Genomic DNA, 25,266 nt, shown 5'->3' with positions numbered 1-25,266 from the left:
ATTACTGACCGAGGGTCAGTACCTTCTGCATCATGGTTTTGGCGGTGTTCATCATTTCGGCGTTGGTCTGGAACGAACGGCTCGCGGAAATCATGTCAGCCATTTCTTCCACCACGTTGACGTTCGGGTAGTAGACGTAGCCCTTGGCGTCGGCGGCCGGATGGTTCGGCTCGTAACGCGCTTCGAGGTTGCTCTGGTCTTCGACCACACCAAGCACCTGCACGCCTTGACCGGCAGCGTCCTGACTCTGGAACAGCGAGTTGCTGCCGCTGTTCTGGCCGCCCTGGAACATGGTGGCGAACACCGGGTGACGGGCGCGGTAGGTCTGGTCGATGCTCGACGAAACGGTTTCGGCGTTGGCGATGTTCGAGGCCACGGTGTTCAGACGCGTGGTTTGTGCGCTCATGCCGCTGCCGGCAATGTTGAAAACGCTGGACAGGGACATGGATTACTCTCCGCGCAGGGCTGACACCAGCCCTTTGAATTTGCTGTTGAGCAGGGTGAAGCTGGCCTGGAAGCCGACCGCGTTTTCCGCGTAGTTCGACTGCTCCAGTTGAGCGTCCACGGTGTTCTGGTCGATCGAAGGCTGCATCGGCGTGCGATACATCAGCGATTCGTCGCCATTGCCCAGACCTTCGGCCTCGATGTGACGGCTGTTGGTCATGTTCAGGGCAAACGTGCCACCGCTTTTGGTTTTCTCGGTCTGTGCTTCGAGCACTTTGGAGAAGTCCAGATCCCGCGCCTTGTAGTTCGGGGTGTCGGCGTTGGCGATGTTGTTGGCCAACACTTCGGCACGCTGGGCGCGGAAGCCCAATGCTTGTTCGTGAATGCCGAGCGCTTTGTCGAAGCTGATGCTCATGTCGGGAACCTTCAGGTGACCGGTTTTTCGTACCTGAGCTTTAGCAAGGGCCGTGCCAAACAGAAGAACCCCCGTAAACCGGGGCCTGGCGGGGGATCGGCAATGCGGCAATGCCAGAAAAGCGGCAACCGGTTTCCGCCGGATGCCGCTTTTCTGCCGCTTGCCCCCCTCTCTCACCCACCAATGTCCTCTGCAGGAGTGAGCCAGCTCGCGATAGCGGTGTGTCAGGCGCCGATGATGTTGGATGTACTACCGCTATCGCGAGCAGGCTCACTTCTACAGGGGGTTTGTGGTGAATTGAGACTGAATGCCAGGCACAAAAAAACGGGAGACCTTTTAGGGTCTCCCGTTTTTTTGTGTTGCTGCAGCCAATCACTTCGCCTGGTAAATGATCCCCGGGCTGCACTGGACCATCTGGTAATGATCCGGCAAACCGTTCAGCGCTTCGGAAGCGCCAAGGAACAGATACCCGCCCGGTTTCAGCGTGCTGTGAATGCGCAACAGGATGTCTTTCTTCACCTCGGCGGAGAAGTAGATCAGCACGTTGCGGCAGAACACGATGTCGAACTTGCCCAGACTGGCGTAGCTGTCGAGCAGGTTGAACGAACGGAATTCCACCCGGTTCTTGATCGGCGCCTTGATCACCCAGCGCCCCGGCCCTTTCGGGTCGAAGTAACGCTGCAGACGGTCGGCGGACAGGCCGCGACCGATTGCCAGACTGTCGTACTCGCCGGTCTTGCAGTTGGTCAGCATGCTGCCGGACAAATCCGTGGCAACGATCTGCACGCCCATCTTCAACTGGCCGAGGTTGCTGCGCTCGAACTCGTCGATCGACATCGACAGCGAATACGGTTCCTGACCCGACGAGCACGCCGCCGACCAGATCCGCAGACGCTGGTTGGGGCTGGCCTTGATCGCCTCGGGCAGCACCTTGTTCTTCAAGACTTCAAACGGATAGGTGTCACGAAACCACAGAGTTTCGTTGGTCGTCATGGCATCGACCACCTGCTCGCGCAAACCGCTGCGCGGCTGGGTCTGGATGCGCTGAACCAGCTCACCCAGGGATTTGATGCCTTGCTGCTCCATCAGTTTGTTGAGACGGCTCGAGACCAGGTACTGCTTGTTTTCACCGAGCAAAATGCCACAGGCTTTTTCCAGGAAGACCCGGAACTGTTCGAAATCCAAATTACCCGTAGACAATGATGCCGCCTCTTAAATCGTGTTGACCGCCAGGGGCAAAGCGCCCCTAGCTGATATCTGCTGCTTTGATCCGGTCGACTACCCGGGATGCCAGGTCATCAGGACGGAATTTGGCCAGGAAGTCATCGGCACCGACTTTCTTGACCATCGCCTGATTGAATACCCCCGACAACGAAGTATGCAGGATGATATGAAGCTTTTGCATGCGTGGATCGCTGCGGATTTCCGCCGTCAGGGTGTACCCGTCCATCTCCGGCATCTCGATGTCGGAAATCATCATCAGGAACTCTTCTTCCGGCTTCTTGCCCTCGTCGACCAGCTTGCGCAGGTAGTCCAGCGCCTGCTTGCCGTCGTTCAGCGCCACCACTTCGACGCCGACCGTCTGCAGGCAACGCGTGACTTGCTTGCGCGCCACCGACGAGTCATCGACCGTCAGCACGCGCAGCGACAACGCCTTGCTCTGGGTTTCGACGTCGACCACACCCACCGAAATCGCTTCCGGTGTCGGCGCCACTTCCGCCAGCACTTTCTCGACGTCGATGATTTCGACTAACTGATTGTCCACTCGAGTCACAGCGGTCAGGTAGTGATCGCGACCCGTGCCCTTGGGTGGCGGATGGATCTCTTCCCAGTTCATGTTGACGATGCGCTCCACCGAGCGAACCAGGAAACCCTGGGTCTTGGTGTTGTACTCCGTAATGATCACGAACGGACTGTTCTTGTCTTTCAACGCCCCGGAACCGGTCGCCATTGCCAGATCGAGGATCGGAATGGTTGCCCCCCGGATATTCGCCACCCCGCACACGACAGGACTGGACTTGGGCATCAACGTCAGCGACGGGCATTGCAGCACTTCCCGCACCTTGAACACGTTGATTCCGTAGAGCTGCTGACCGTCGAGACGGAACAACAACAGCTCCAGGCGATTCTGCCCTACCAGTTGCGTGCGCTGGTTTACCGAATCCATTACACCAGCCATGCCCAGACTCCTACACCAACGCCAAGTGTTGTTGCGACGCACATTCATTGCTAAACGGCACGGCGCTTGCTTTTTAACTCGTATGAACGCTCAAACGACATTTTTCCGACGCCTGACATCTTCCCTTCGCAGAGGGCTTTGCGCGGTGTCCGCCGTTTGCTTCTTTTTCGCTGGCAGCCCTGCCATTGCTGATGCGGTTACCTTGCCTGACATGCTTATCGGCGTCACTCAGGGCTTTCTTGAGTTCACCGTAGAAGACTATCTGGCTACCAGTCAAACGGAAGGCCGCTACGAAATCGAAGTAAACCAGCTCGACCCCCGCATGCACATGCCTATGTGCGACAAGGAATTGACAGCCAGCCTGGAGAGTCCGGCACGTCCGTTGGGCCGGGTAACGGTAAAGGTTCGCTGTGAAGGCACCTCGCCCTGGACCGTGTTCGTGCCCGCTCAAGTCCGCCTGTTTCGCGAGATTGTGACCACCACTCGGCCGCTCAAACGCGCCGGCATTATCGAGCCGCGGGACGTGACCTTGCGCGAGCGCGACGTCAGCCTGATCAATCAGGGTTTTCTGACGTCCGTAGACGAAGCGATCGGGCAGAAATTGACCCGACCAACGGTCGCCGATCAGGTGATTACCCAGGTGCATCTGGAACAGGCAGAAGTCATTCGCAAGGGCGATCAAGTGGTCATCATCGCCCGCAGCGGTACGCTGGCTGTGCGAATGCCGGGCGAAGCCCTGTCCAACGGCGGTTTGAAGGAGCAGATCCGGGTGAAAAACCTCAACTCCCAGCGGGTCATCAAGGCGCAGGTCATCGCGCCCGGCCAGGTGGAAGTGGCCATGTGAACCACTGAGCAGAAAACTGGCGCCGACCTCGCCGCTTCCCTAAACTGTGCCGCAGCAGGACACGCGCCGGTACATGAGGCTCATTGCCAAATGGGCCTAAAGTTTTCCAGGGGATGGCCGAAAACATGGCAAGCGTCCAAATTCCCAGAGGTTTTTTATCATGGTCATCGATTTCAGCCGTTTGAACAGCTCCTCGTCACTTACAGGCAGTACGCGTACCAGCGCGCCGAAGGAAACCGTTGAAAACGGCACTTCCGCACCGCTGAATACCCCGGCCGAATCGGCCAGTACCGCAAAAAGCGGGGAATCGGTACACCTCAGCAATGAGGCTCAACAGTTGCAGAAGGTCACTGACAAGCTGCGCGATCAGCCTGCTGTCGACAAAGCCCGTGTGGCCGAGTTGAAAGCCGCGATTGCCGATGGCAGCTATAAAGTCGACAGCAACCGTGTAGCCAGCAAACTGCTCAACTTCGAAGCCCAGCGCTAGGCCACCGCCAGCGCGAGGCTTTTGGACGCTTAGAAACCAAGGCCAGCCATGCACGACACTAATTTATTGCAACTGATCATCGACGACTTTGCTCCAGCTCAACAATTGCTGGAGTTGCTGCAAAACGAGTCCCTCGCCTTGCACGGTCGCGACATGCCACTGCTGGAAGAAATTCTGGCGCGCAAACAGGCATTGATCATTCTGCTCGAACAGCATGGCCGCAAGCGCAGCGAAATCCTCGCCAGCCTCAACCTGCCGACCAATCGGCAGGGTCTTGAGCAATTGGCCAGCCAGTCGAGCATCGGCGATCAATTGCTCAGTCAAAGTGATGTCCTCACCGATCTCATTGCCCAATGCCAGGCGGCCAACGTCAACAATGGCCAATCGATCCTGGTCCAGCAGGCTGCCACAGCCAATCAGCTGAAAATCCTCACCGGTGGCGAGCCGCCAGCGCTCTACGACGCCAGCGGAACCTTCGCCAAGCCCGTCAAGCCGCGTACGTTCAGCCAGGCGTGAGCCATTCGATGGGCCCGCACTATCAACACGTGAAGCATGCTGGCAAAATGCTGGCTAGTCATCGTCAAATTTTGTCTGGAGATTGAGAAAACGTGCCAAACGCCCTAAGCGCGGATGATGCTCCGCAGCCACCAAAGGTGCTGACCACGCCCCTGGAAATCTCCAGCAACCTGCGCCAACTGCAAGAGAGTCATGATCCACTGATCATCACCTTCCATGAACGCAGCCAGCGCTTCCAGAGTTATTTGATCAAGGTTGACCGCGACAGCGCCTCGATCGCCCTAGACGAGATGATCCCGCGCGATGGCGAACGCTTCCTGCTGGCCGGCGAGCCGTTCAAGGTCGAAGGCTTTCACGAAGGCGTGCGCATTGCCTGGGAATGCACCGGCAGGCTGAACATCGAAGAGTCCGATGGCGACCGTTTCTACACTGGCGACTTGCCCACCGAAGTGGTTTACCACCAGCGCCGCAATGCCTTTCGCGCAGCGCTGAAACTGACCGATCTGGTCAGCGTCGAACTGGGCGGCGAGAAGCTCAAGGCGCCAATCAACGGCAAATTGCTGGATATCTCCGCGACCGGCTGCAAGCTGCGTTTCGAAGGTGACATCACTGACCGCCTGCAACTGGGCCAGGTCTATGACCGGCTGATCGCTCCGCCGCTGTTCGGCAACCAGCCGACCTCCGTCGAACTGCGCTATCTGCACTTCGAAGAAAAACTCAACATCACCTTCGCCGGCCTGCGCTTCCACAACATCAGTGGCCCGGCGGCACGTAATGTCGAGCGCTTCGTGTACCAGTTGCAGCGTGAGGCACGGCGTTTCGATAAAGACGACCTCTGAGTCGAACGCACAATGAAAAAGGGCAGTCCTTGGTGGGACTGCCCTTTTTTTTGCGCGGAATGAATGCTTGGCAGGACATTCTGTGGCGAGGGGATTTATCCCCGCCCGACTGCGCAGCAGGCGTAAGACCATTCAGCGCAGAGCGTCGTAAAGATGTGATTAGCGGGTTTCAGGGCCGCTTCGCAGCCCAACGGGGATAAATCCCCTCGCCACTGATTTCCATCCCAGCTCAACTGTCAGGGCCTGGCACCACTGATGTCCGGAGCAGGTTTATCGCTGCCGTCATCCGGGCTTGCAACGGGCTCAGACTCAGGTTCTTTGTCCGGCTCAGGCTCAGGCGTCACCGTCGTCTGCATCTGCTCCTGCACCACCTGCTCATCCACCCGCGGGTCAAGCGCGGCGACCAATGGCGAGCTGGACATGCTGTCCGGCATCGCCACGTGATGCAGCGGCGCGTCGTCGACCTGGTGCAGATTGGTCACCGCTTTCGGACGAATGCGCCACACCAGCACCAGTGCAAAGAAGCTGAAGAACGCATACAGACTTTGGCTGCCGAACAGCTTCATCAGCACACCCGCCAGCAGCGGGCCGATACTTGCGCCGACCCCGTAGGTCACCAGCAGCATCGCCGTCAGCGACACCCGACGATCACCTTCGACGTGGTCATTGGAGAACGCCACGGCCAGCGGATACAGACAGAACTGCACCAGCGAACAGAGGAAGCCGACCACGAACAGCACCTCCAGCGGCACCTGCGGCAGGATCGCCAACGGCAATGCCGCCACCGCGAGAAACCCGGCAAAGCAACGAATCAGCAGCGCCCGGTCGTAGCGGTCGGACAACCAGCCCAACGGCCACTGCACCAGCAGCCCGGCGAAAATGCAGCTACCCATGAACAGACCGACCTGCTCGGTCGACAGCCCCTGCTGCGAGGCATACAGCGGCGCCAGACCGTAGAACGAACCGATGATCAGACCGGCCCCCAGCACCGTGCTCAACGACTGCGGCACGCGCTTGATAAAGAAGCGCGGTTCCATCGGCGCCGGATGCAGCGGCGCCGGGTGAATTCGCCGGGTCAGCGCCACCGGCACCAGACACAGGGCGAAACACAGCGCGACCAGCATCAACAGCTCCAGGCCCAGGCCTGGGTGCATGACCAGAATCAGTTGCCCCAGCACCAGCCCCAGATAGGACGCGATCATGTAACCGCTGAATACCAGGCCGCGCTGGTTGGCGTCGGCCTGCTCATTGAGCCAGCTCTCGATCACCATGTACTGACACATCATGCCGAGGCCGACGATGGTCCGCAGCACCAGCCACGCCGGCAGCCAATCGACCAGACCATGCCCGAGCACCGCCGCGCCGACGATCCCGGCACACGCCGAATACGCGCGGATATGCCCGACCCGGGCGATCAAGCGGTGACCGATCTTGCCGCCCAGCACCAGGCCAAAATAGTTGGCCGCCATCAGCGCACCAACCCACAGTCCGTCGACATGGTCAGCGGCCAGGCGCAACGCCAGATAAGTAGATAGAAGGCCCGAGCCGATCAACATCATCAGCGAGGCGAAATACAGCGCTCGAAAGGATTTCCAGATTTGGCGCATCGGCGTTCCGAGCGGCTCCTTGCAGTAAAGACCGGACTATCAAAACGATAGCGCGGTGGCGACAGTACGTCAGGCCTGGGCTGCTAGAACACGCCGTTCCCAGGGAGTGATTTCGTCAAAGAAACTGGTCAACTCCATGGTCTTCGAAGCGATGTAGCCTTCGATGAACTCTTGTCCGAACAGTTCCCTCGCCAATTGGCTACGTTTCAGACGCTCGAGTGCGGCATGCAAGGTACACGGCAGCGAAAGATTGTCCGGCACCTCGAACTCGCCCTGAATCGCTTCGGTCGGTTCGAGTTCATGCTCGATGCCATGCAAACCGGCGGCCAGACTGGCGGCGATGGCCAGATAGGGGTTGGCGTCGGCCCCCGGCAACCGGTTTTCGACCCGACGAGCGACCGGCGAACTGGCCGGAATCCGCAGCCCTGCGGCGCGGTTATCGTGGGACCAGCAGGCGTTATTCGGTGACGCAAACGGGTGGCACAGACGCTGATAGGAGTTCACATTCGGTGCAAACAGCGCCGTGAAATCCGCCATGCCCGCCTGCTGCCCGCCGATGAAATGGCGGAACATTGCGGTCGGCTGGCCGCTCTCGTCGCTGAACACATTTTTGCCGGTGGCGATCGCGACGAGGCTCTGGTGAATGTGCATCGAACTGCCCGGCGTGTGCGCCAGCGGCTTGGCCATGCACACCACACTCAGGCCGTGCTTGAGCGCGACTTCCTTGAGCAGGTGCTTGAACAGGAACGTCTGGTCGGCCAGCAACAGCGGATCACCATGCAGCAGATTGATCTCGAACTGGCTGACACCCATCTCATGCATAAAGGTATCGCGTGGCAGACCGAGGGCCGCCATGCATTTATAGACTTCGCTGAAGAACGGCCGCAGACCGTTATTGGAACTGACGCTGAACGCCGACTGGCCATCCTCGCGACGCCCGTCGAGGCCAACCGGCGGACGGAACGGCTGGGTTGGATCGGTGTTCGGCGCGAAGACAAAGAATTCCAGTTCGGTCGCCACGACCGGTGCCAGACCGCGAGCGGCGTAACGAGCGATAACTTTCTTGAGTTGACCACGGGTCGACAGATTGGAGCTTTCGCCACTCAGTTCATCGGCATCGCAGATGGCCAAGGCACGCGGCTCGTCGCTCCATGGCAGGGGATGGATCATGCTCGGCTCGGCCACCAGCGCCAGGTCGCCGTCATCACTGCCGTAAAACCGCGCCGCTGGATAACCACCCATGATGCATTGCAACAGCACTCCCCGCGCCATCTGCAAACGCCGCCCTTCGAGAAAACCCTCGGCGGTCATCACCTTGCCTCGCGGCACGCCATTCAAATCCGGCGTGACGCACTCAATCTCATCAATGCCGGTCAGTCGCTGCGCGAGTGAACGCTGGCCATCGGTTGTCATGACGCAATCCTTGTTATTGTGCGAGCCGCGAACGGCGACCCGTACAAAATAGGCTCCGGCTGTTCGGAATATCAAGCAGCGTCAAACAAAAATCCGGGTCACGGCAGATAAAGGCTGAACACCCCGCCACCCAACGGCCCGCCGTTGCTGATTTCGGTATGCCCGACCACGCCATTGCGCTGATGCAAAGCAGCAATGCGGTTAGCGAAATACAGGCCCAGGCCGGTGCTGCCGCTGCCGTGATTGATGCCCTGCACGTAATCGGCCTGGCGCTCGAGCATCTCGGCCGGGTAACCGTCGCCGTCATCGTTGATGCTCAACACCAGTTGCCCGGCCTCGTCGCTGACGGTAATCAGCAGCGACTCGCGGGCATAACGAATGGCGTTGTTGATGCAGTTGCCCAACACCGACGCCACCAATTCGCGATCGAAGAACCCCAGCGGGCTCAGCGGATCGACTTCATAGGTGGCGATAATGCCGCGACTGGCGAACACCTCTTGATGCGCCGCCAGTTGCGCCTCGATGAAATCATCCAGCTCGTGATACGCCGGTTGCAGCGGCATCTGGTTGACGCCGAGCTTATACAGCCCGAGCAACTGCACCAGCATGCCGTTGAGGTGGGCGAACTCAAAGTCGATCACGCCCTGCTCTGCCCCGATGCGCTGCGCTTGAGGCAAGCGCGCCAGCCATTGGCTGTGGGCCTGCATCAGCATCGCCAGCGAGTTCTTCATGTCGTGAACGGTGGAGGCAATCACCGTGGAGAAATCCAGCGCGTGCTCGTCTTGGTTCATTCGCCAAACGCCTTGCTTTTCAGCTTCTGATAACGCGCATAACGCGCGTCGGTGTCGGGCATCAGGCCGACCATTTTCAGGCAGGCCCGACATTCTTCCAGCTCCGCCGACGGCACATTGGTGTCGGTGCCGTGCAGCAGCGACTGGGCCATGTTCAGCGCGATACTGATGTTCTTCGGTTGCATCTTCAGCGCCTTGCGGAACACCTCGCGGGCCTCCACCAGGTTGCCGGTCTTGTACACACGCACGCCCTGACGGTTGAGGTCAGCGGCGGCGTTGCTCGAACTGAGGATAGTCGGGTCGTCGGTGAGCTTGGCAATGTCTTTCATCACCGCCGGATCATCACCATAGATTTCCGCGCAGCTCTTGAGCATCGACGTGCCGGCTTCGGCCTGACCGAGCATCTGCAGCTGCTTGGCGACCAGCAGCGCCGCTTCAGGACTCATGAACTGCTCCATGCCGTCCAGACGCATCAGCGCTTGCTCGGTGAGCTTGTCAGCGGTTTCCGCGTCGTTGAGCAACAGGCTGGTGGCCTTCATCAGGCGCGCACGAATCTGCAGGCCAGGGTCGGTCGGGTTCTCCTTGGCCACCGCGCTGAGGGTGGTGTTGATCTCCAGCCGCGTGCGGGTGTCGAGACCGCGCTCGCTGCCCTTGCTGATCAACGCATGGGCCAGACCAAGGTTGCTTTCCGGATCCTTGAACCGCGACTGCGCGCCCTGCGCCACCGCTTGCCGATAAGCGCGCGAGGCGGTGTCGAAGTCTTCGTTGGCCATTGCCAGTTTGCCGAGCAACGCTTGCCGACGCACCGCCAGCGGCGACAACCGGATCGCCTCTTCCAGCACCCGCTGCGCGCCTTTGGTATCGCCTTCGGCGACCAGCACATCGGCCATGCCGTCGTACAACGCCGGCATCATCGGAAACACTTTCAGCGCTTTCTCATAGACGCCCTTGGCCTGCGCCACCTGCCCGCGCTTGAACAGCAACTTGCCCAACCCGGCAAACGCCCACGGCAACGGCCGGTCGGCAATGATGCTGTCGTAAAGGCGCTCAAGGGCTTCGTTCTGGTTCATGTCGCGCAGCGCATCGGCGCGATAACGCAGGCACAGCGGCGAATAGCGGATGTCCTGCTTGCACAGCGCAATACAGGCATTGAGCACCTCGACCGGCTTACCGCGATCAAGGGCTTGCAGAATCGGTTTGAGCAACGTCTTGCGCTGCTCCAGACGCTCCAGGCGCTGCGCCAGGCCGGAACGGTTGAACGGTTTGGTCAGGTACGCATCCGGCTCGTGCTCCAGGGCACTGAGCACCATCGCCTGACTGGTCTCGGCCGTCACCATGACAAACACCGCTTCATGGCTGATGAGCTTTTCCGACATCAGGTCTTCGAGCACCTGCTGGCCGTTCTTCTTGCCGTCGCCGAGATGGAAATCCTGCAGGATGAAATCGTAGGACTTCTGCGCACACATCTTCAGCGCCTGCTCGCCGGTATCGGCGGTGTCCACATCCTTGACCCCCAGCTCACGCAGCATCGAACGCACGGAACTGCGGAAATCCGAGAAATCATCGACGATCAGAAAACTCTTTTGGTGATACGACAGCATCGAGGATTTCCAGGCAATTGAAGTAGGTGAACCGCGGGAGATTTCAGGCGCGCAGATGATAGCTGGAGGCCAAAGGCTATCAAGCGATTTCGCGCGAGTCTGAAGTCGCCGATTGAGTTATCGGCCAGTCGCGGCGTTCTCTTAAGCAATCCGCTCAAGATTCCTGATGCGTGCTGGCACTGTGCCTCGGCGGAGAGCGCCAACTGCTGCGGATACTGCTCAAAGTCTGTAGCCTTACAGTCATTTGTAAGAAAAGATGTGCCGCCATTACCCATTGTTCCGATGATGCCAAGAGCCGCGTTTCGGAGTTGCTGAAGCAAGGAGCATTAGATGCACCCCAAGCACCATGACGACTACAAATCCGCCATTTCATCATCAGGCATGGATATTTACTGCCCTGTTGAAGTGGGTGATGCGGATTACTGGATTCCCACCGCGCAACTCGAAGCACTGTTGAACGAAGGCTTGCAGGGACTGTGCTGGGCGGATCTTCCGATAAAGACTCGCGGCAAATTGGCAAAGACGCACGTGTGCGAAGCGCTTGGTTATCCCGCTCCAAAGTCGTTCAAGAGGAAAAAGCCGCGCTTCACAGGGCAGCAACTCGATGTTTATGTCCAGAGCGCTCAAAACCTGCAGATCTATAACGAACAACTGTCCCCTTCCCGTCGCTACGTGATCATTCGCGTCAATGAACAGGGCATGGTAGACGGCGTAAAAGTTGCAAACGGGCAAGAACTGGCACTACTGGATACAACAGGCACCATTACGACCAAATTTCAGGCAGGGTTTGAAGTCGGGTCTTCGCCACAGGAACTTGTTTCGCAATACGACACGCCTCCGATTCAAAAGCATGTCCAGGCAGGTTTGAAGTTCGCGCCCTCGACAAGTCCTGTCCAAGAGCCAGAAAGCGGAATGCTGTTGCCGATCAGCGAAATCTTTGCTCGCCTGGCCCCCCTGATTGGCAGGTCTTTTCGCGATCCAGGACCAACCCAGGAGCGCAATCGCGGCGCAGCCCTCCACCGACTGATCTGCGAACAGCTTGGCTACAGCAGTTACGAGGATAATGGGCGGTTTCCGGACGTCCGCCACCAGATTCTGGAAGTAAAATTACAGACATCCCGCACGCTTGATCTCGGCCTGGTCCTGCCCAGCAGCGAAGGGCCTCTGGACATCAAACAAGTGGGAGACTTCCACCCCCGCCACTGTGATACCCGGTATGCCGTTTTTTATGCGACTACCGATGGTGCCAACGTAACCCTGACACATTTAATGGTGGTCACTGGCGCAGACTTTTTCAGCCGCTTCCGCCAATTTGAAGGCAAGGTTAAAAACGGAAAAATCCAGATACCACTACGCCGGATCTTCCTCGACATTTAATCCAAACACCTGCCAGACCAGCGCGTTCAGTTCAGAAATCATCTGATCTGCCGCGCTCGACGGCAGTTCTGCATGAATCGCCTTGGCCAGCGCAATGATCGCCTGGGTTTCCTTTCGGGCCGGATCCGGCAAAGGAAACTGTTCAACGTACTGCGTAATGAAACGCCGTCTACCCGCGTAAAGCTTGTTATTGAAACGATGATCGTAGAATGACTCGATGAACGTCGAGTTAGCCACCGCCAGGGCCAGCCAGAGCAGATCGTTCTCGTCCTCTCGCTCACACTGGATCCAGTAACACTCGCCATTGACGATGCCACCCTCGGTATCCATCCAGAAGGTCGGCTTCTCGGATATATCCGGAAAGACAATCTTTGGCGATGACCAGGCAGCCGGATCCTGAGGCACCCACAGTTCGTACCAGGCCCGGCCTGCTTTTATCAGGTAACTGCGGGCTTCCAGCACATCACGATGCCGCTTGAGATAACGCGAAGCCAAGGGATACAAGCTCAGATCAACAGCTTTGCGCCCTCCTCCCGACGTCGCTTCATGTGGGTACATGATCTCCTTCATGTGTTTTGCCTGGCTCGGGACACGGGCCTTGAACTGACGCGCACAATGACGAGTGATCAGCGGGCGAAGAAGCTCGGGACGACCACCTGGCAAGTCTGACCAGTCACTACGAACAAACACTTTGTCAGCGGTGGACTTCACTCCCACGCGGATCTTGCCGATCCGACGAAACGTGTTCCAGGTGTTTTCACTGACCGTGGCCAGCCACTGATCGCCGGTTTCCGTTGAAATACGCCATACGCCTTCAGCGTGATCACCATTTTCCAGCAGACCATGACGAACTGAAAAATTCCGCCCGTCCGGAGTCGACACAATAGTGTTGTCACTCATCGCCAGCGCCTCAAACACGTCCGACGCTTGAATCAAGGCGTTTTCCTTGCATTCATAAATCGTCGAGAAGGCAATCTCTCCAACACTTTGATCCGATGGCGCTTTTATTCCCCTGGCCAACAGAACAGCGGGCAACACCGCCGCATCAAACAGCTTGGTATCGCCGAAATCCCAGACGTGATCGATCTTGAATTGCGACAGCAGAGCTCGCCTTACGGCCTGCCCTGACTTGGTCGTCATAAAGCGATTGGAGGTTATGACCCCGGCCACGCCGCCCTCGGTCAGAACCTGGGAAATGCCCAGCAGGAACGGGTAATACAGGTCCACTCGACCAGTCAGACCAAATCTTTGCGCCAATTGCTGAGCCTGCTCGCCCCCCATGATCTGGGTACGAACATAAGGCGGATTGGCGATCACCAGATCGAAAGGCATTGGCGCCTGCGCAGCACTGGATGAAAGATTCGCATCGCCACTCAGACTCAACACATGATCGAGAAAATCCTTTTCTTCGATCAGCAAAGACACATCCGGGAAGACCTTGCGCAGTCGAACAGATGCACGCGCCACAGCGCCAGGATCTGTGTCATAGCCGACAACCCTTATCCGATTCAGGATGTCTGCCGGCATGCGCATGAGCAGCGCCTCGAGCAGAGCACCGTCGCCAACCGCAGGATCCAGAACACGGATTTCACCCTGTGCGGGAAATTCTGCGAGCGAAACCATCTGATCGGCCACGAAGGCAGCAAAATCCGCAGGCGTGTAAATGACGCCAGCGGATTTCTGCTGGTCAACGTCGCCGTATCTGCGCGTGTTGGCAGGAAGGATTGCAAGGTCTGTCGAACTACTCATATGGAACATTTCCGATGCCGGATCAAAAGGATCAAGTCCCCCCGTTAACGGGCCAACCCTTCAAAACCGACAAGAGTACAGGTTTTACAGCCCTCTCCGAACCGCGATTTCGGGTTTTTCGAGCATTCCGATGAATGAAGCGACAAGACGCCTGATCACGCCGAATCACTTTCCAATTGAAGATGCAACAAGAGGGGCGAAGGACCGCTAGGGTCAGGCCCGCGCAATCTTTTTGCCATTACCAGGGAGAGTGACGGAGCGGAAACCGGAAAGCCGCTATGGAGAACGACCCGATGTAACCAAGCTGGAAGTTAAGCCAGTGAAATATGGTGTCCCAGGGCAGGTTCGAACTGCCAACCTTCCCCTTAGGAGGCGTATGCTTTGGTGAGTCAGCTTGATTCCGCTTGCTTCCTGAAGTACCACAAACCTCTGTTTTTAAAGGGCCTATCTATTCTACTTGTGTCTCGAGGCTTCTCCTTGTAGCGTTCTGCATCACGAGAAGTGGGGACCGAAGTGGGGACTAGAATTGGCCACCAACACTGCTGACAAAAGCGTGAACGATCAAAAGCTCAAGGGCATGCCGCCAGCATCCAAGTTGACGGAAAGCTTGCCTGGCCGTTCCCGAGGTAGCCTTTTGTTCAAGCGCAGCCAAAGTGGTGCGATCAGCGCCTATTTCCGCTATCGGCTCAACGCAAAGGACACGATGATCTCTCTGGGCCAGTATCGCTTGAGCGCCAGAGCGCCGGGACTGACGCTGTCTGAGCTGCGCGACAAAGCGGCAGAGATGGCATTAATTGCTTCCGAGCACGGCGACGTTAAGGTGTACTTGGCGGCCAGAGCCGCCGCAGAAAAAACACAACGACAAGCCGCAGTGCTCGCGCAGCAGCTTGCGACCCGACAAGGTAGCTTCGAAGAACTACTAAATGCATATGTCAAAGATCTGACCGCTCGCGGCAAGGTCAAGGCAAAAGAAGTCGAGCGCCTATTTCAGACACACGTGATCCAGCACCACCCAGATTTGATGACGCGTCCAGCAAAATCCATCACCGGCGAGGACATTCATTTAGTGATGAGCGCGCTACTCGCACGCAAACCTAAAGGTCGTGGTATCGGGAACAAAGCGAAAACGGCCAACACTGACATGCGATCAACAGCTGCCAGCGTCCACCGATATCTAAAGGCTGCATTCAGCTATGGCAGTAAGGCACACCTCTCCTTGGATCGAGACGTAAGCGATTCGAAAGTTTTCGATATCGGGGTCAATCCGGCTACCAAGGTCCCTACCCTTGCGAATACACGCGGCGGTCAGACTGAGTCCCTGACGCCAGAAGAATTTGGTGAGCTTTTACGGCACTTGGATACTCTGCCTCCCCGAGAGACGGCAATCTGCAAAGGTTTAATCTACCTGGGCGGCCAACGAATGGAGCAGTTGCTCCGTGTGACCTGGGAGGATACGTCCGATGACCTTCTGCACCTTACCGACGGAAAAGGGCAAAAGACTCAAGCATGGGATCACCTGCTACCCTTGACCACCAGAATTAAAGAAATCCTGATGCCATTGTTGGAGAGCAAAATTGGGCCGGGCCCGTTTTGTATTGGCCGGCGCTGCATTCGTCCGGACACAGCAGGCAAGCGATTCAGTGATGCTGGAAAAACTTTGAGTGGGTCCAATAAGACGCGATATTTCAGCTACGCAAACGTGCGGGTAAGCGCTGAAACGCTGATGGCTGCACTCGGAATTACTAAGGAAATCCGTGGTTGGCTTTTATCGCACGGACGCAGCGATGTGCAATCGGTTCACTACGACCGATACAGCTATCTACCAGAGAAAAAAGCTGCCCTCGAGTTATGGGGTAGATACCTAGACTGCTTGCATGCAGAGAAAGAGTGGGATCAAGGCAAGGTTGTTTTACTCAGTCGAAATCGGCGCCAAGAACACTCCAACATGAACATCCCGTAAGTCCTTGTCCACTCATTCACGGGGGGCGGGGTTAGCCGCCGCCCGGATCTGCGCTACTCTCCGAGCACTAGAGGGCTAGCCCTTCCTAAAGCGACATCATTTTTCACGTGTTCGTGATCACTCTCTGCGCGAGTAAGAATTCTCAGTTCATACAGTTGCTCGGTCCTGCCGGAAAGCTCTCCATCTAATGTGTCCTTTAAATCACGTACCAGTTGATTACGAGCTTTCTCTCTGAGCAATTCCAACTTTTTAAGCTGTGTAAATTTCATTTCGTCTGCATTCATTTCAACCAGTCCCAGTGGATTTTTTTTTAGCTTACCTCATCGTCAACGCTACTTCCTTCCAAAACAGCGTGTCGAAAATCTTCGGTCTGCAGAGCAGCAAAAACTGGTGGTTGAAGATGGATAAAACGGGCAGCACGGCCGGCCAATATCCATGCCGCAGCGCATGAGGTCAAGCGAGGCTAGGCTCGAAGCGCTCCCAGCGCTGTCGACTTTTTTGACTCTCGGCAAACCACTGGAGCCATATCTCTTGGCATTCCCAGTCGCTAAACCTGCCTCCTCTTTGTGACGTGTGGATGTGATAGCGGCCGCTGACCAGGTAGGCCCACGCAACATCAGTGATTCTCAGAATGCGAACGTCGCGGGCGCTCAGGCCTGCATCTAGCATCGCGCTTATCAATATCTCAATATTCAATCTTCCGCCGCCACTGGAAGCAAAAGAACAGAGCAGGTCCCCCACATGGATCTTGGGGAATGCCTCATCGAAACGCTCAAAAGTGATATGACAAAACAGATCACTCCTTTCACAGGGATTACATACGATGACCGGCTTGTAGCCTTGGCTTAGGTAATGCGTCACCTTATCCGCACACAGATGAAAATATTCAAAGACACTGTCGGAGCGTCCGTCCATATAGTCCGGGTTGACACAGAAGGTATTTTCGAAAGTGCGGCTCATCGCGAGGGGAAACTCTTCTATTCCTGACTCATAACGTTCCAATTGTGAGACGCTGCTCAAATCCAACAATTCGCACATCTGCCGCTTACTCAGCCCCAGCAGTTGGTCGCGTACGTAGTGGATGCGCTTACCCGTTTCCACCGCATAGTTTGATTTTACTTCGCTGCCGGCGGGATAGAGAGCGGGCTTATCGGCTTCGGCTCTGGGTGCGCACGCAGGCAAGAGACGTTCTACAAGCGCTTTGGTCAATGACTGCACCACTGCGACTAATACAGTATTTCCCAGCATTGCATCACCCTCGTTGGTTGGTCATGAGTATGTCGCAGTGTAATCCTAGCGGATTGAGAAGTCACAAAAAATCAACCCGTTCAAATCGTAACTTGTAAGTATTTCCTTGCGGACAGGCTTGATAAATCGCCGCACCTGGATATTTTCTTTCAATAATTCCCCGCAACGCATCTCTATCAGACTGCTCCATACGACAACCAAAAATTATTGACTCCAACTCGCCTCCCCCAAACTTTATGTCCTCAAACGGCTTTTCTGGAAACCGTCCATCGCCGGCAACAATTCGCCACTCCCGCTCATGCTTCCAAACTTCGGACTTTGTATATACCGAATCATGAACTAGCTCTTTACTGGCCCTGACGCTCGATCCTGACAGCAAATCGGACAAGGATTCGTTATCAAACAGCAGTGGGATGTCTTCGGCATATTTAACGGGCACAGCCCCGACATAAGGGCTATCTTCTCCAGAAACATTACGAAATGAAAGTACCGCCCCCCTGTTACTGTCAGAATAATAAGCCCACATCAACTGATTATCTGGGGTATCAGTAAGACAAAGTATCTTCGTACGTTTTAGCTTTTTCCGCGCCTCACTTCTTGCCTTAGCGACGAGAGCGTCAATTCCCCCCAGAGCCTCATCAATGCCAGGAGTAAATCTCCGTAAAAATTCGTTTTTCTCTATACCAGGCTCAACAACTCTAAGCATCTCGATAAGCACGCCCAAATAATTAGTGTCGATTACACCATGAGATCTATTGTAATTATCCCATAGTTTTACGATAGCCCTCTGCCTCACCACTTCGCGATCTATGTCAACGCGTAAATCAAACTGAATATCATATGGATCATTCAACGTCTCCGGAGTTGACCAGCGCAACGTCTGATTAGACAAAACTATTTTCGCTGTCGCCACACTCATATACTTATAAAACTTCTGAGGAACCACCGTCACACTCCAGAACAATCCCAACTCGAACAACCAGGGTAAATATTTAAGCAATGGCGAAGCACAACACAGGTAAGTTTAAAAAAGTTGGCTTGGTAAGCAAAACTTCCGACCGCCTCCCCACAACCGACGTGCGCGCTCCATCGGGCGGGCATGCAGCGCTGGTTTCATTACTGGTTTAGGGATTTTTCGTGCCCCTACTAACAGGAAGATAGATTGACCGGACGAAGATGTAAAAGCTTCTTTGTTACAGAAGTAAACTAAAGTCTTTTTTAGATGGATAAGTTTTGGATTTCCCGGGGCAAGCCCCTAACGACTTATAAAGATTTACAGCCTCAGCATTATTTAAATCGACACCTTCGAAAATAAGACTTTTACATCCAGCAGCCTCAGCCTCTTCAACAAATCGGCTACAGAGCTTCCGGCCAAATCCCTTTCGCCTATAGTCAGCATAAACCAGAATTTTTGTCACCCTAAGTTCACACCCTGGGAATATATGTCCGTGCGATTCGGCCACTAAAACCCCATCAAAAAAAGCACGAGCTTCGTAGTAATCACACCCTAATGATGGGCCCGATACATACTCAATAAAAAACCCCTGAGGCAGTACCCGCACTCCACCTTCCTTTTTAAAAAATCCAAATACCCCCTTAATTACCTCAAACATTCTTTTGTCCTGTATACATGCCGCATTGCAGATCATCTGTTACGCCATCGAGGCGCTCTGCAACGAACAAATTCGCTTTTCTAGATAGTTGATCCCTGAGACGTTTCAGCTGCTTCTCAGCATCATTCATAGCTCGTACGCCGTATTTCTGAGTCTGCCTATGCTTCTCGAAAACTACACTTTCGTGACTAAAAACCCTACCCATATCCAGAACACCTATTACAGAGTCGGCGCTCTTCTCCCTGGTGTTCATACGAACTTGAGTTACATAAACCCCAATTACTTGAAAACCCAGACTTTCGTAAAACGGCACCTTTGGGATTGGACAACTCAACTCAGCATGAGGATATCGCTCAAGCATCAAAGCTATCATAGACCGAGCGACACCCTCGCCCCGACGGCTTTTGAGCACCGCCATGTATGTCACCCCGCAAGCTTCCAGCGAACCTTTAAGGGGCAAATAAAGCAAAAAACCAAGAACCTTACTTGGGTGCAAATCATCGCAAGCTACAATCAATTCAACGCGAGCCTCTGACGACCGCCCAATTCCATATAAATAGGTACCGATTTCGACAGCCATTGCTGCCTGATGCGCGGGATAGAGCGCATTACTGGATGGTATGGCGCTCAGAGCTATATCGGTTAAGTACTCTGTGGCCATGTCGATAACTTGACTTGCCACGTGTTCAGGAGGAGTTTCGGTGTAACAGATAAGTGTCGGCATAAGGCTCAGCTTCGCATCGATGAGGTTATTATCGCTATTGCCTGGGGCAGGAGCTCAAGACAATTCACGCCAGAAATCGGCGCTGTGATTGTTAAGCCCTCGGCTATAGGAGTCGGCTACAGCCTGGAACGTTGGCGGGATCGTGCTCCCATCACCTCCCGCTCTGAAGTATTCTCTGACCGAATGGAGCGCCAGCCCCATCAGTTGCTTCCATTCACGAGATAGCTTGGCCTGTAGAGCTTGCTTTAGTATGGAGGCACTGGCTTTCCGTTTAGTTGTTGACATAACGTAATCGGGCCACGAGTCGACACGGTGGTAAAAGGCTATGTCGCCGTACGTCCAGTCATCCTCTATCGCTCGGCGCCACCGGTAGCTCACACGTACAGTCAGCTGTTCGCTGAAACTATCCGGCCAGATGATCTGATCATCAACGTAAAAGAGCTGCCCTTCATTCTCTTCCGTTTCCACACGGTGCTTCATTTGCCGGACTGCATCCGCCAGGTCACTGCCAGCATGTCGGACGCCTTCTTTTGTCTCAGCAAGCTTATTTGCCGACTTCGCCTTGCCGTGCTCCACCAGCGCCTGCTCGAAAGCTCGAAGCTGTGACGCAACGTACGGTCCGCAGCTCGCGAGGTTAAGAAGATGTAAATTACCTATTCGCCCCTCATACACACCCTGCGAGATGAGCTTGTCCAACACGTCGGTGTTGACTGCTCTGAGAGCATCTTGCTCGTCGCGAGAAATGTTGATCTCCCCCATGCCTTTTTCTCCATGTGTTCGAGTTGGCCATCCCACCTGAACTTATACCGATTAAGCAACCGGTTCGAGGTCGTGTATCAAGGGATCACCACATCACCGCGGCCATTGAAAATCCGCATGACGGTCTCAAGCGGAAAATTATCAGCGATTTCTTGGTTGTACACTTTCTACTCTTAGTGAAATTTCACATATTCCGTTGTTAGTAAACCCAGGCAAAACGGTGAAAAAACCGCGCAGATACCAGCACCCATGCTGGTAATACAACCCGGCGTCAGAGTCATTATTGTAAACGAGTCCTATGCAGAACCCGGTACTATTACTGGGACCAGCCACGTCATTACCAAGCTCTTTATAGGGCTGCCATATGGTTAAATAATCTGAGGCCAATATGTTTTCGTTTTCCATTTTATCTCTGGAGACAACGATTAGCCCGCCATCATCTACAACCAGATCCAACTCAACAACTTCCATCTCAACTTTATCGAAAAATCCAACGAACCTAGATATTGACTTTTCATCTTCCGACGCCAATCGAAAAAAAGGCTTAGACCATTTCTTATTTAACGGAGGGAACCGCTTTATTGAATCGCGACTTCTATATACTTTATTTAACCAGAATGTAATTACAGCTATAATTATGGTAGCAATTAATGCAACTACGGCAATCCAGTCATTCAACCCCATACATCATCTCCATCGACTGAGTCGCCCCTCGCTCTCTTAGACCTGCTACCTTCCGCTGCCGCTCAGGCCCGGAAGGCCCCTGACATCCGATATAACGCTATTCCTCTGAGCGGAACTTAACGTGTTTCGATGGATCTGCCGAATATGCTGACAGCTTTGCTCGCCCGCTAAAACGGGAACTAGCCATGGCCGTTGGAATCTTCGGTTCATCCGGGGTATCGCCTTGTAGCTCTATCCCGGCCTCTTGAGCCTTAAGTGCAACAAATCCCCGCAATAGATTTTCGCGATACGAATACATTTCCTCGCGCCCCTCTACCAGCTCAAGAATCTCGCCATGATCTTTAGTCATGAATTTTTTCAGAATCTTTTTAAACTGTTGCAGACCTACTGGTTTATTCTCATCCTCGGGGTCCGCGCCAAAAATCTGCTTATTAATTCTAAGATAGGACTTAAAGATACTATCGACATAACGGATAGTGTTTTCCGAGTCAGCAGTAGCCCAGAGTGCCAATAAATAATCATTGGTTTTGTGCAAAACTGCGGAATCGTACGGCTTTTGTAGTCTTCCACTAATACCGACGATGGAGCGGGCGATCGCCAACTCAAAATGTCTTAGCTGAAGTTGTTTTACATTCTCTTCATCCTTAAATGCAGCCCAAAGTAAATTCTGGGTCAACAGATGAACAAAATATGGAAAACCATTACTAATACGTGAAATTGAATGAACGATTTCCTCATCCACATCTAAATCAAAAGCTTTTATCGCATTGTAAGCAATTTCTTCTCGAGATGACCAATACAAGCGATCAAGTTTAAGCGTAAAAAGCTGACGAAAACTAGATTCGTGATCACCCAAAAGCTGATAAAGCGAGGAGGCGATACCGGTAAATATAAACTTTATATTAACACCGCGATCACCTAGGTCTTTCAAAAAGTGTGCAAAATTAGCCCTTTCTTTTGCGGACTCAATTTGGTCAAACTCATCGATTACAATGACGGGACGCTCAGAATGAATTTCTGCCACCTCCTCCATGACATCAACAGCAGTAAACATTGAGTCGACGGGAGGAATCGTCACCTTTCTCTCTTTATCCTTAATTTGAAGTTTGTAAACTTTCAAATTAAGCGTATGAGTTAACTCGAGATCCCGCTTCCCTCCAGACCTACGTAAAACTCTTTCTGCAATTTCCTCTATCGTTTTATAAAAGCATGTATCTTTACCACAAGGTATATGGATTGGCTCGTTGTCGCTAGTTTGATATTGCGTCGCAACAGATGCTGCCAATGAAGACTTACCAACGCCTCGATCACCATAAATGAATACATGCCCACCATCGTCGTATAAAGCCTCCTGCACAAGTTCAAGCTCTTTTTCACGACCAAATAGACGTTCAATGCTTTTTACAGGTGTCCGAACTGATAGTTTCGAACGTAAAATCTTCGCAAACTCCTCCTCTTCAAGATTCCCTATACTCAATTTTTACTCCATTAATTTATTAAATAATTTAGCCGATAATACTAATTTGATATCACGCTGTCCATCAGTGCCTTAATCAAACGCTTCACTTGGCATTGTCAGAATGCGAGTTTGACGTGTCTTAACATCCGCAGTCACCCTGAATGCTGCGGTTCACTTAGTCTGCTGAAGCTTTTTGAAAACCGCCAGCAGGCGCTCTGCAGATTTTTTCGCTTTTTCGGAGGTGTCACACTCACTAGCTTTGATGCGCTCAAAGTGCACACCTTCGTGCAGCAGCATTGTTGTTCGGTCGTGAGCGTCAGCAGGCGTTTCTTGATGGACTGTGTCACCATCGACCTCTACGACCATGACGCGTCCTGCCTGGATGACTACGAAGTCAGGTTCTATGCGTTTGTACTCAGCACCGCCTCGGATGAAGACTGGCAATGGAGCAAAGGAAACCCCTATTGACTTGAAGGCCCGGTACAGGTGTATTTCTGGCTGTGATCGAAAAATCAGCCCGTCTACTGAAAGTGGTGCCACATTGTCTGATCGCACACGCCCCTGATTCGACACCTTAGATCCAGACAACCATGCTGCCGCTTTTTCACGCCATTGTGGATCCTCAACGACAGCGGGGGAAATAATCACCCCACCAAGAAGGTCGTTAGGTGTCTTGTTTGCTATTACTTCAAATTTTTTGAGAATTGCGGCCTCGATCTTACCTTTATGCGCTTCGATCTGAGGATAAAGATTAAGAGGCGCATGAAGAACCAGGTTGTAATAGGTTGTGCCGCCATTCCAGCTATCGTAGTGGGACTCGATTATCTCAGGTGTTGAGTAGGTCAGTATGGCAACTTCTTGCGCAGCTCCTTCGGATGCAAAAAGTCTTGCAAGAGTGCCCAATGTGGGTTCGAGGGCAACAAGACATGGAGGACTCATCTCATATCCTATGGTTCACGGAGTAGGAAGAAACTTTCACCTGAGACCCTTATTTTGCTAATGCAAAAGATTGAATTTGTAGTACATCGATCTCAGTCTTTGTTTGTCGCTTTTAATGGATCTGTTTCGCTACGGTATCTTTGTTCGCGTTGTATGAAAGCATTTACGCCACCTTCCATGATGTCTTGAATATCTCGGCGAACGTAGTCGTACTCGACTGGGCCAATATGGCGCCTTGGCTCCGTGTTACCCGTCGCTGATTCACGCACGATAATCGATCCTCCGCGGTTCTCTAGCGTGATCAACTGATCTGCATCCCCCAACACCGGAATATTCGCATTATGAGATATGACGATCAGTTGCCTGCGCCATCTACTATCCCGTAACTCCCCGACTACAAGCTTTGAAATCCATTCAGAATCGAGATCGTCCTCTGGCTGGTCAAGGATCAGTGGTTCCCGCCCGTGGTGGAGGACAAACGCAAGCATCGCAGCGGTTCGTTGTCCTGGAGAGCCTTCGGTAATGAGTTGCCAATCGTTCTCCTGATCCGGATCCCCGCCGTCGCGCAGAAAATACATCGTTGCAACGTCATCGGGGACCTCTGTCGCGAGCCGATGCCTTACAGCCTCCTCAAGTGTCGCGAGCCGTTGGGCAAATTGGGGGCGGGTCTTGAAATCCTCCTGCCATTTCACAAAGTCGCCTGTGGCGAGCGAGGTCCGCCAACGCGACCACCTCGTTTCCCGTTCAGACGCATCCTGAACCCATAACGTGGCCGCGAGGACCGAAACGTCATTTTGAAATGCATCGGCCCGAAATCCGCACAACTCCCGCATAGCTTCTTGCCAGCGAACGGTATCGGCAAATGGTGACATCACGAATTTGAGTCGCCCGCTGCGCTGGTGAATCTCGTCCAACACTTCGATACGTCTTTGACGTCTTTCCTCAAACAGCGCTTTTATTTGGGAGGTGGAAGTAGCGACACGTTGTTTGGAATCAGGGAGAAGCTTTTCCTTAGCCTCTAGGTTTTTTACAGTTTCACGCGTGATCCGGAGCTTTTCCTGCAGCTTTCCGAATTCGTCTGGTGACAGCCCCTTCCCCCGAAGCTCTTCTGTATAAAGGTTAAGGTCGAACTCCGCTGCCGCTGCATCTGTTCGCCATAGTGAATCTTCGTGAGCCTCCCAGGCTGATTTTGCTTGGACTGCCGTCGATACAGCATTTTGGACTGCATCAGCAAGCGCCACATTTATGCTACGTAACGAATTGTAGAGTTGAAGGAAATCGTTCTGGAGATCTCCAAGAGTTTCGGGAATCGAAAAGTCTATATTTTCGCCAACAGCTGGTTTGAGCGATATCGCCTGAAGCCGATCTATCAGATTAGTCAACTTCCTATTTTCTTCGTCTAGGATTAGCTTTTCCGCCCTGCGAGCATCGATTCGCGCAAGTCGAAGCTTCACCTCTGGGGCTGCAAATGCGTTGACTTGAGTTTGTACCGTTTTGTAGTGGTCTAATGATTCCGGACATCCATTTAGGCGAGAATGCTCGCCAGAACGAGGTGTCAGATGACCAAACAACGCCGTACCTTTTCCCCTGAATTCAAACGCGAGGCTGCCGACCTCGT

25 protein-coding genes are annotated in these 25,266 nt (G+C 54.1%); 6 read left to right on the top strand and 19 right to left on the bottom strand.

Annotated features, from left to right (window positions below):
* Position 1: 1 nt before the first annotated feature.
* The 4 genes from flgC to PseuLF5_RS14880 form a co-directional block, all read right to left on the bottom strand.
* Positions 2-445: a flagellar basal body rod protein FlgC gene (flgC, locus tag PseuLF5_RS14895; protein WP_003227217.1), complete on the bottom strand. Its 444-nt coding sequence runs from the start codon at positions 443-445 to the stop codon at positions 2-4.
* Between the two features lie 3 nt (positions 446-448).
* Positions 449-859 carry a flagellar basal body rod protein FlgB gene (gene flgB, locus PseuLF5_RS14890; RefSeq protein ID WP_123466954.1) on the bottom strand — a complete coding sequence of 137 codons (411 nt, stop codon included), beginning with the start codon at positions 857-859 and terminating at the stop codon, positions 449-451.
* A 372-nt stretch (positions 860-1,231) separates the two neighbouring features.
* Positions 1,232-2,059 (bottom strand): protein-glutamate O-methyltransferase CheR, encoded by an 828-nt coding sequence (cheR, locus tag PseuLF5_RS14885; RefSeq protein WP_007963053.1) that lies wholly within the window; start codon positions 2,057-2,059, stop codon positions 1,232-1,234.
* A gap of 46 nt (positions 2,060-2,105) precedes the next feature.
* Positions 2,106-3,038: a chemotaxis protein CheV gene (locus PseuLF5_RS14880; protein WP_041074300.1), complete on the bottom strand. Its 933-nt coding sequence runs from the start codon at positions 3,036-3,038 to the stop codon at positions 2,106-2,108.
* An 82-nt stretch (positions 3,039-3,120) separates the two neighbouring features.
* Here PseuLF5_RS14880 and flgA point away from each other — a divergent pair, with 82 nt between their 5' ends.
* From flgA to PseuLF5_RS14860, 4 genes are all read left to right on the top strand, one after another.
* On the top strand, positions 3,121-3,882 hold the full coding sequence (flgA, locus tag PseuLF5_RS14875) for a flagellar basal body P-ring formation chaperone FlgA (protein ID WP_123466957.1): 762 nt from the start codon (positions 3,121-3,123) through the stop codon (positions 3,880-3,882).
* Between the two features lie 160 nt (positions 3,883-4,042).
* On the top strand, positions 4,043-4,369 hold the full coding sequence (flgM, locus tag PseuLF5_RS14870; RefSeq protein ID WP_123466959.1) for a flagellar biosynthesis anti-sigma factor FlgM: 327 nt from the start codon (positions 4,043-4,045) through the stop codon (positions 4,367-4,369).
* Positions 4,370-4,417: 48 nt separating this feature from the next.
* Positions 4,418-4,885 carry a flagella synthesis protein FlgN gene (locus tag PseuLF5_RS14865; protein WP_123466961.1) on the top strand — a complete coding sequence of 156 codons (468 nt, stop codon included), beginning with the start codon at positions 4,418-4,420 and terminating at the stop codon, positions 4,883-4,885.
* 92 nt (positions 4,886-4,977) lie between these two features.
* Complete coding sequence (locus PseuLF5_RS14860; protein ID WP_123466963.1) at positions 4,978-5,724, top strand: flagellar brake protein; 747 nt, start codon at positions 4,978-4,980, stop codon at positions 5,722-5,724.
* Between the two features lie 236 nt (positions 5,725-5,960).
* Here PseuLF5_RS14860 and PseuLF5_RS14855 read toward each other — a convergent pair whose 3' ends face one another.
* From PseuLF5_RS14855 to PseuLF5_RS14840, 4 genes are all read right to left on the bottom strand, one after another.
* Positions 5,961-7,331 carry an MFS transporter gene (locus tag PseuLF5_RS14855; protein WP_340133889.1) on the bottom strand — a complete coding sequence of 457 codons (1,371 nt, stop codon included), beginning with the start codon at positions 7,329-7,331 and terminating at the stop codon, positions 5,961-5,963.
* Between the two features lie 69 nt (positions 7,332-7,400).
* Entirely contained in the window at positions 7,401-8,642 is a 1,242-nt protein-coding gene (locus PseuLF5_RS14850; protein ID WP_322376239.1) for a glutamine synthetase family protein, read from the bottom strand.
* Positions 8,643-8,842: 200 nt separating this feature from the next.
* The gene (locus PseuLF5_RS14845) at positions 8,843-9,535 is read right to left on the bottom strand and encodes a sensor histidine kinase (RefSeq protein WP_340133887.1); all 693 of its coding nucleotides are present in this window, start codon (positions 9,533-9,535) and stop codon (positions 8,843-8,845) included.
* On the bottom strand, positions 9,532-11,136 hold the full coding sequence (locus tag PseuLF5_RS14840; RefSeq protein ID WP_222832272.1) for a tetratricopeptide repeat-containing response regulator: 1,605 nt from the start codon (positions 11,134-11,136) through the stop codon (positions 9,532-9,534). Before PseuLF5_RS14840 ends, PseuLF5_RS14845 begins: the two co-directional genes overlap by 4 nt.
* A 330-nt stretch (positions 11,137-11,466) precedes the next feature.
* Between PseuLF5_RS14840 and PseuLF5_RS14835 the strand changes: the two genes are divergently transcribed.
* The gene (locus tag PseuLF5_RS14835; RefSeq protein WP_340133884.1) at positions 11,467-12,513 is read left to right on the top strand and encodes a hypothetical protein; all 1,047 of its coding nucleotides are present in this window, start codon (positions 11,467-11,469) and stop codon (positions 12,511-12,513) included.
* Here the strand turns inward: PseuLF5_RS14835 and PseuLF5_RS14830 are convergent.
* Positions 12,487-14,262: an Eco57I restriction-modification methylase domain-containing protein gene (locus tag PseuLF5_RS14830; RefSeq protein WP_340133882.1), complete on the bottom strand. Its 1,776-nt coding sequence runs from the start codon at positions 14,260-14,262 to the stop codon at positions 12,487-12,489. The genes PseuLF5_RS14835 and PseuLF5_RS14830 overlap by 27 nt on opposite strands.
* 526 nt (positions 14,263-14,788) lie before the next feature.
* Here PseuLF5_RS14830 and PseuLF5_RS14825 point away from each other — a divergent pair.
* The gene (locus PseuLF5_RS14825; protein ID WP_265068174.1) at positions 14,789-16,222 is read left to right on the top strand and encodes a tyrosine-type recombinase/integrase; all 1,434 of its coding nucleotides are present in this window, start codon (positions 14,789-14,791) and stop codon (positions 16,220-16,222) included.
* 53 nt (positions 16,223-16,275) lie between these two features.
* On the opposite strand, the gene PseuLF5_RS14820 is transcribed toward PseuLF5_RS14825, so the two are convergent.
* From PseuLF5_RS14820 to PseuLF5_RS14775, 10 genes are all read right to left on the bottom strand, one after another.
* The gene (locus PseuLF5_RS14820; RefSeq protein ID WP_265068175.1) at positions 16,276-16,506 is read right to left on the bottom strand and encodes a hypothetical protein; all 231 of its coding nucleotides are present in this window, start codon (positions 16,504-16,506) and stop codon (positions 16,276-16,278) included.
* A 169-nt stretch (positions 16,507-16,675) separates the two neighbouring features.
* Complete coding sequence (locus PseuLF5_RS14815; protein ID WP_340133880.1) at positions 16,676-17,470, bottom strand: hypothetical protein; 795 nt, start codon at positions 17,468-17,470, stop codon at positions 16,676-16,678.
* A gap of 61 nt (positions 17,471-17,531) precedes the next feature.
* The gene (locus PseuLF5_RS14810; protein WP_340133879.1) at positions 17,532-18,416 is read right to left on the bottom strand and encodes a DUF2971 domain-containing protein; all 885 of its coding nucleotides are present in this window, start codon (positions 18,414-18,416) and stop codon (positions 17,532-17,534) included.
* A 247-nt stretch (positions 18,417-18,663) separates the two neighbouring features.
* Complete coding sequence (locus tag PseuLF5_RS14805; RefSeq protein ID WP_340133877.1) at positions 18,664-19,083, bottom strand: GNAT family N-acetyltransferase; 420 nt, start codon at positions 19,081-19,083, stop codon at positions 18,664-18,666.
* Positions 19,076-19,807, bottom strand: a complete 732-nt coding sequence (locus tag PseuLF5_RS14800) for a GNAT family N-acetyltransferase (protein ID WP_340133876.1) — start codon at positions 19,805-19,807, stop codon at positions 19,076-19,078. The genes PseuLF5_RS14805 and PseuLF5_RS14800 overlap by 8 nt, the downstream gene beginning before the upstream one ends.
* 54 nt (positions 19,808-19,861) lie before the next feature.
* On the bottom strand, positions 19,862-20,566 hold the full coding sequence (locus PseuLF5_RS14795; protein WP_265068181.1) for a hypothetical protein: 705 nt from the start codon (positions 20,564-20,566) through the stop codon (positions 19,862-19,864).
* A gap of 141 nt (positions 20,567-20,707) precedes the next feature.
* Positions 20,708-21,250, bottom strand: coding sequence for a hypothetical protein (locus tag PseuLF5_RS14790; protein WP_265068182.1), 543 nt, complete (start codon positions 21,248-21,250; stop codon positions 20,708-20,710).
* Between the two features lie 97 nt (positions 21,251-21,347).
* A complete protein-coding gene (locus tag PseuLF5_RS14785) occupies positions 21,348-22,727 on the bottom strand; it encodes an AAA family ATPase (protein ID WP_265068183.1) in 1,380 nt (459 codons plus the stop codon).
* A 153-nt stretch (positions 22,728-22,880) separates the two neighbouring features.
* A complete protein-coding gene (locus tag PseuLF5_RS14780; RefSeq protein ID WP_265068184.1) occupies positions 22,881-23,648 on the bottom strand; it encodes a hypothetical protein in 768 nt (255 codons plus the stop codon).
* Between the two features lie 92 nt (positions 23,649-23,740).
* On the bottom strand, positions 23,741-25,266 hold a 1,526-nt coding region (locus PseuLF5_RS14775; protein ID WP_340133868.1), incomplete at its 5' end, for a hypothetical protein.

The sequence above is a fragment of the Pseudomonas sp. LF-5 genome, from assembly GCF_037626295.1.
Taxonomy (GTDB): Bacteria; Pseudomonadota; Gammaproteobacteria; order Pseudomonadales; family Pseudomonadaceae; genus Aquipseudomonas; species Aquipseudomonas monsensis.
Note: the sequence above shows the minus strand (reverse complement) of the source record. Positions and strands in the feature narration are given on the sequence as shown.

Bases quoted from the DNA above. Each gene is read 5' to 3' on its own strand.
- PseuLF5_RS14835 (WP_340133884.1), top strand. From the start codon at position 11,467: ATGCACCCCAAGCACCATGACGACTACAAATCCGCCATTTCATCATCA.
- PseuLF5_RS14845 (WP_340133887.1), bottom strand. From the start codon at position 9,535: ATGAACCAAGACGAGCACGCGCTGGATTTCTCCACGGTGATTGCCTCC.
- PseuLF5_RS14850 (WP_322376239.1), bottom strand. From the start codon at position 8,642: ATGACCGCCGAGGGTTTTCTCGAAGGGCGGCGTTTGCAGATGGCGCGG.
- PseuLF5_RS14790 (WP_265068182.1), bottom strand. From the start codon at position 21,250: ATGGGGTTGAATGACTGGATTGCCGTAGTTGCATTAATTGCTACCATA.
- flgB (WP_123466954.1), bottom strand. From the start codon at position 859: ATGAGCATCAGCTTCGACAAAGCGCTCGGCATTCACGAACAAGCATTG.
- PseuLF5_RS14880 (WP_041074300.1), bottom strand. From the start codon at position 3,038: ATGGCTGGTGTAATGGATTCGGTAAACCAGCGCACGCAACTGGTAGGG.
- PseuLF5_RS14820 (WP_265068175.1), bottom strand. From the start codon at position 16,506: ATGAATGCAGACGAAATGAAATTTACACAGCTTAAAAAGTTGGAATTG.
- PseuLF5_RS14840 (WP_222832272.1), bottom strand. From the start codon at position 11,136: ATGCTGTCGTATCACCAAAAGAGTTTTCTGATCGTCGATGATTTCTCG.
- flgC (WP_003227217.1), bottom strand. From the start codon at position 445: ATGTCCCTGTCCAGCGTTTTCAACATTGCCGGCAGCGGCATGAGCGCA.
- PseuLF5_RS14780 (WP_265068184.1), bottom strand. From the start codon at position 23,648: ATGAGTCCTCCATGTCTTGTTGCCCTCGAACCCACATTGGGCACTCTT.
- PseuLF5_RS14865 (WP_123466961.1), top strand. From the start codon at position 4,418: ATGCACGACACTAATTTATTGCAACTGATCATCGACGACTTTGCTCCA.
- flgM (WP_123466959.1), top strand. From the start codon at position 4,043: ATGGTCATCGATTTCAGCCGTTTGAACAGCTCCTCGTCACTTACAGGC.
- PseuLF5_RS14795 (WP_265068181.1), bottom strand. From the start codon at position 20,566: ATGGGGGAGATCAACATTTCTCGCGACGAGCAAGATGCTCTCAGAGCA.
- PseuLF5_RS14830 (WP_340133882.1), bottom strand. From the start codon at position 14,262: ATGAGTAGTTCGACAGACCTTGCAATCCTTCCTGCCAACACGCGCAGA.
- PseuLF5_RS14800 (WP_340133876.1), bottom strand. From the start codon at position 19,807: ATGCCGACACTTATCTGTTACACCGAAACTCCTCCTGAACACGTGGCA.
- PseuLF5_RS14855 (WP_340133889.1), bottom strand. From the start codon at position 7,331: ATGCGCCAAATCTGGAAATCCTTTCGAGCGCTGTATTTCGCCTCGCTG.
- flgA (WP_123466957.1), top strand. From the start codon at position 3,121: ATGAACGCTCAAACGACATTTTTCCGACGCCTGACATCTTCCCTTCGC.
- PseuLF5_RS14815 (WP_340133880.1), bottom strand. From the start codon at position 17,470: ATGCTGGGAAATACTGTATTAGTCGCAGTGGTGCAGTCATTGACCAAA.
- PseuLF5_RS14805 (WP_340133877.1), bottom strand. From the start codon at position 19,083: ATGTTTGAGGTAATTAAGGGGGTATTTGGATTTTTTAAAAAGGAAGGT.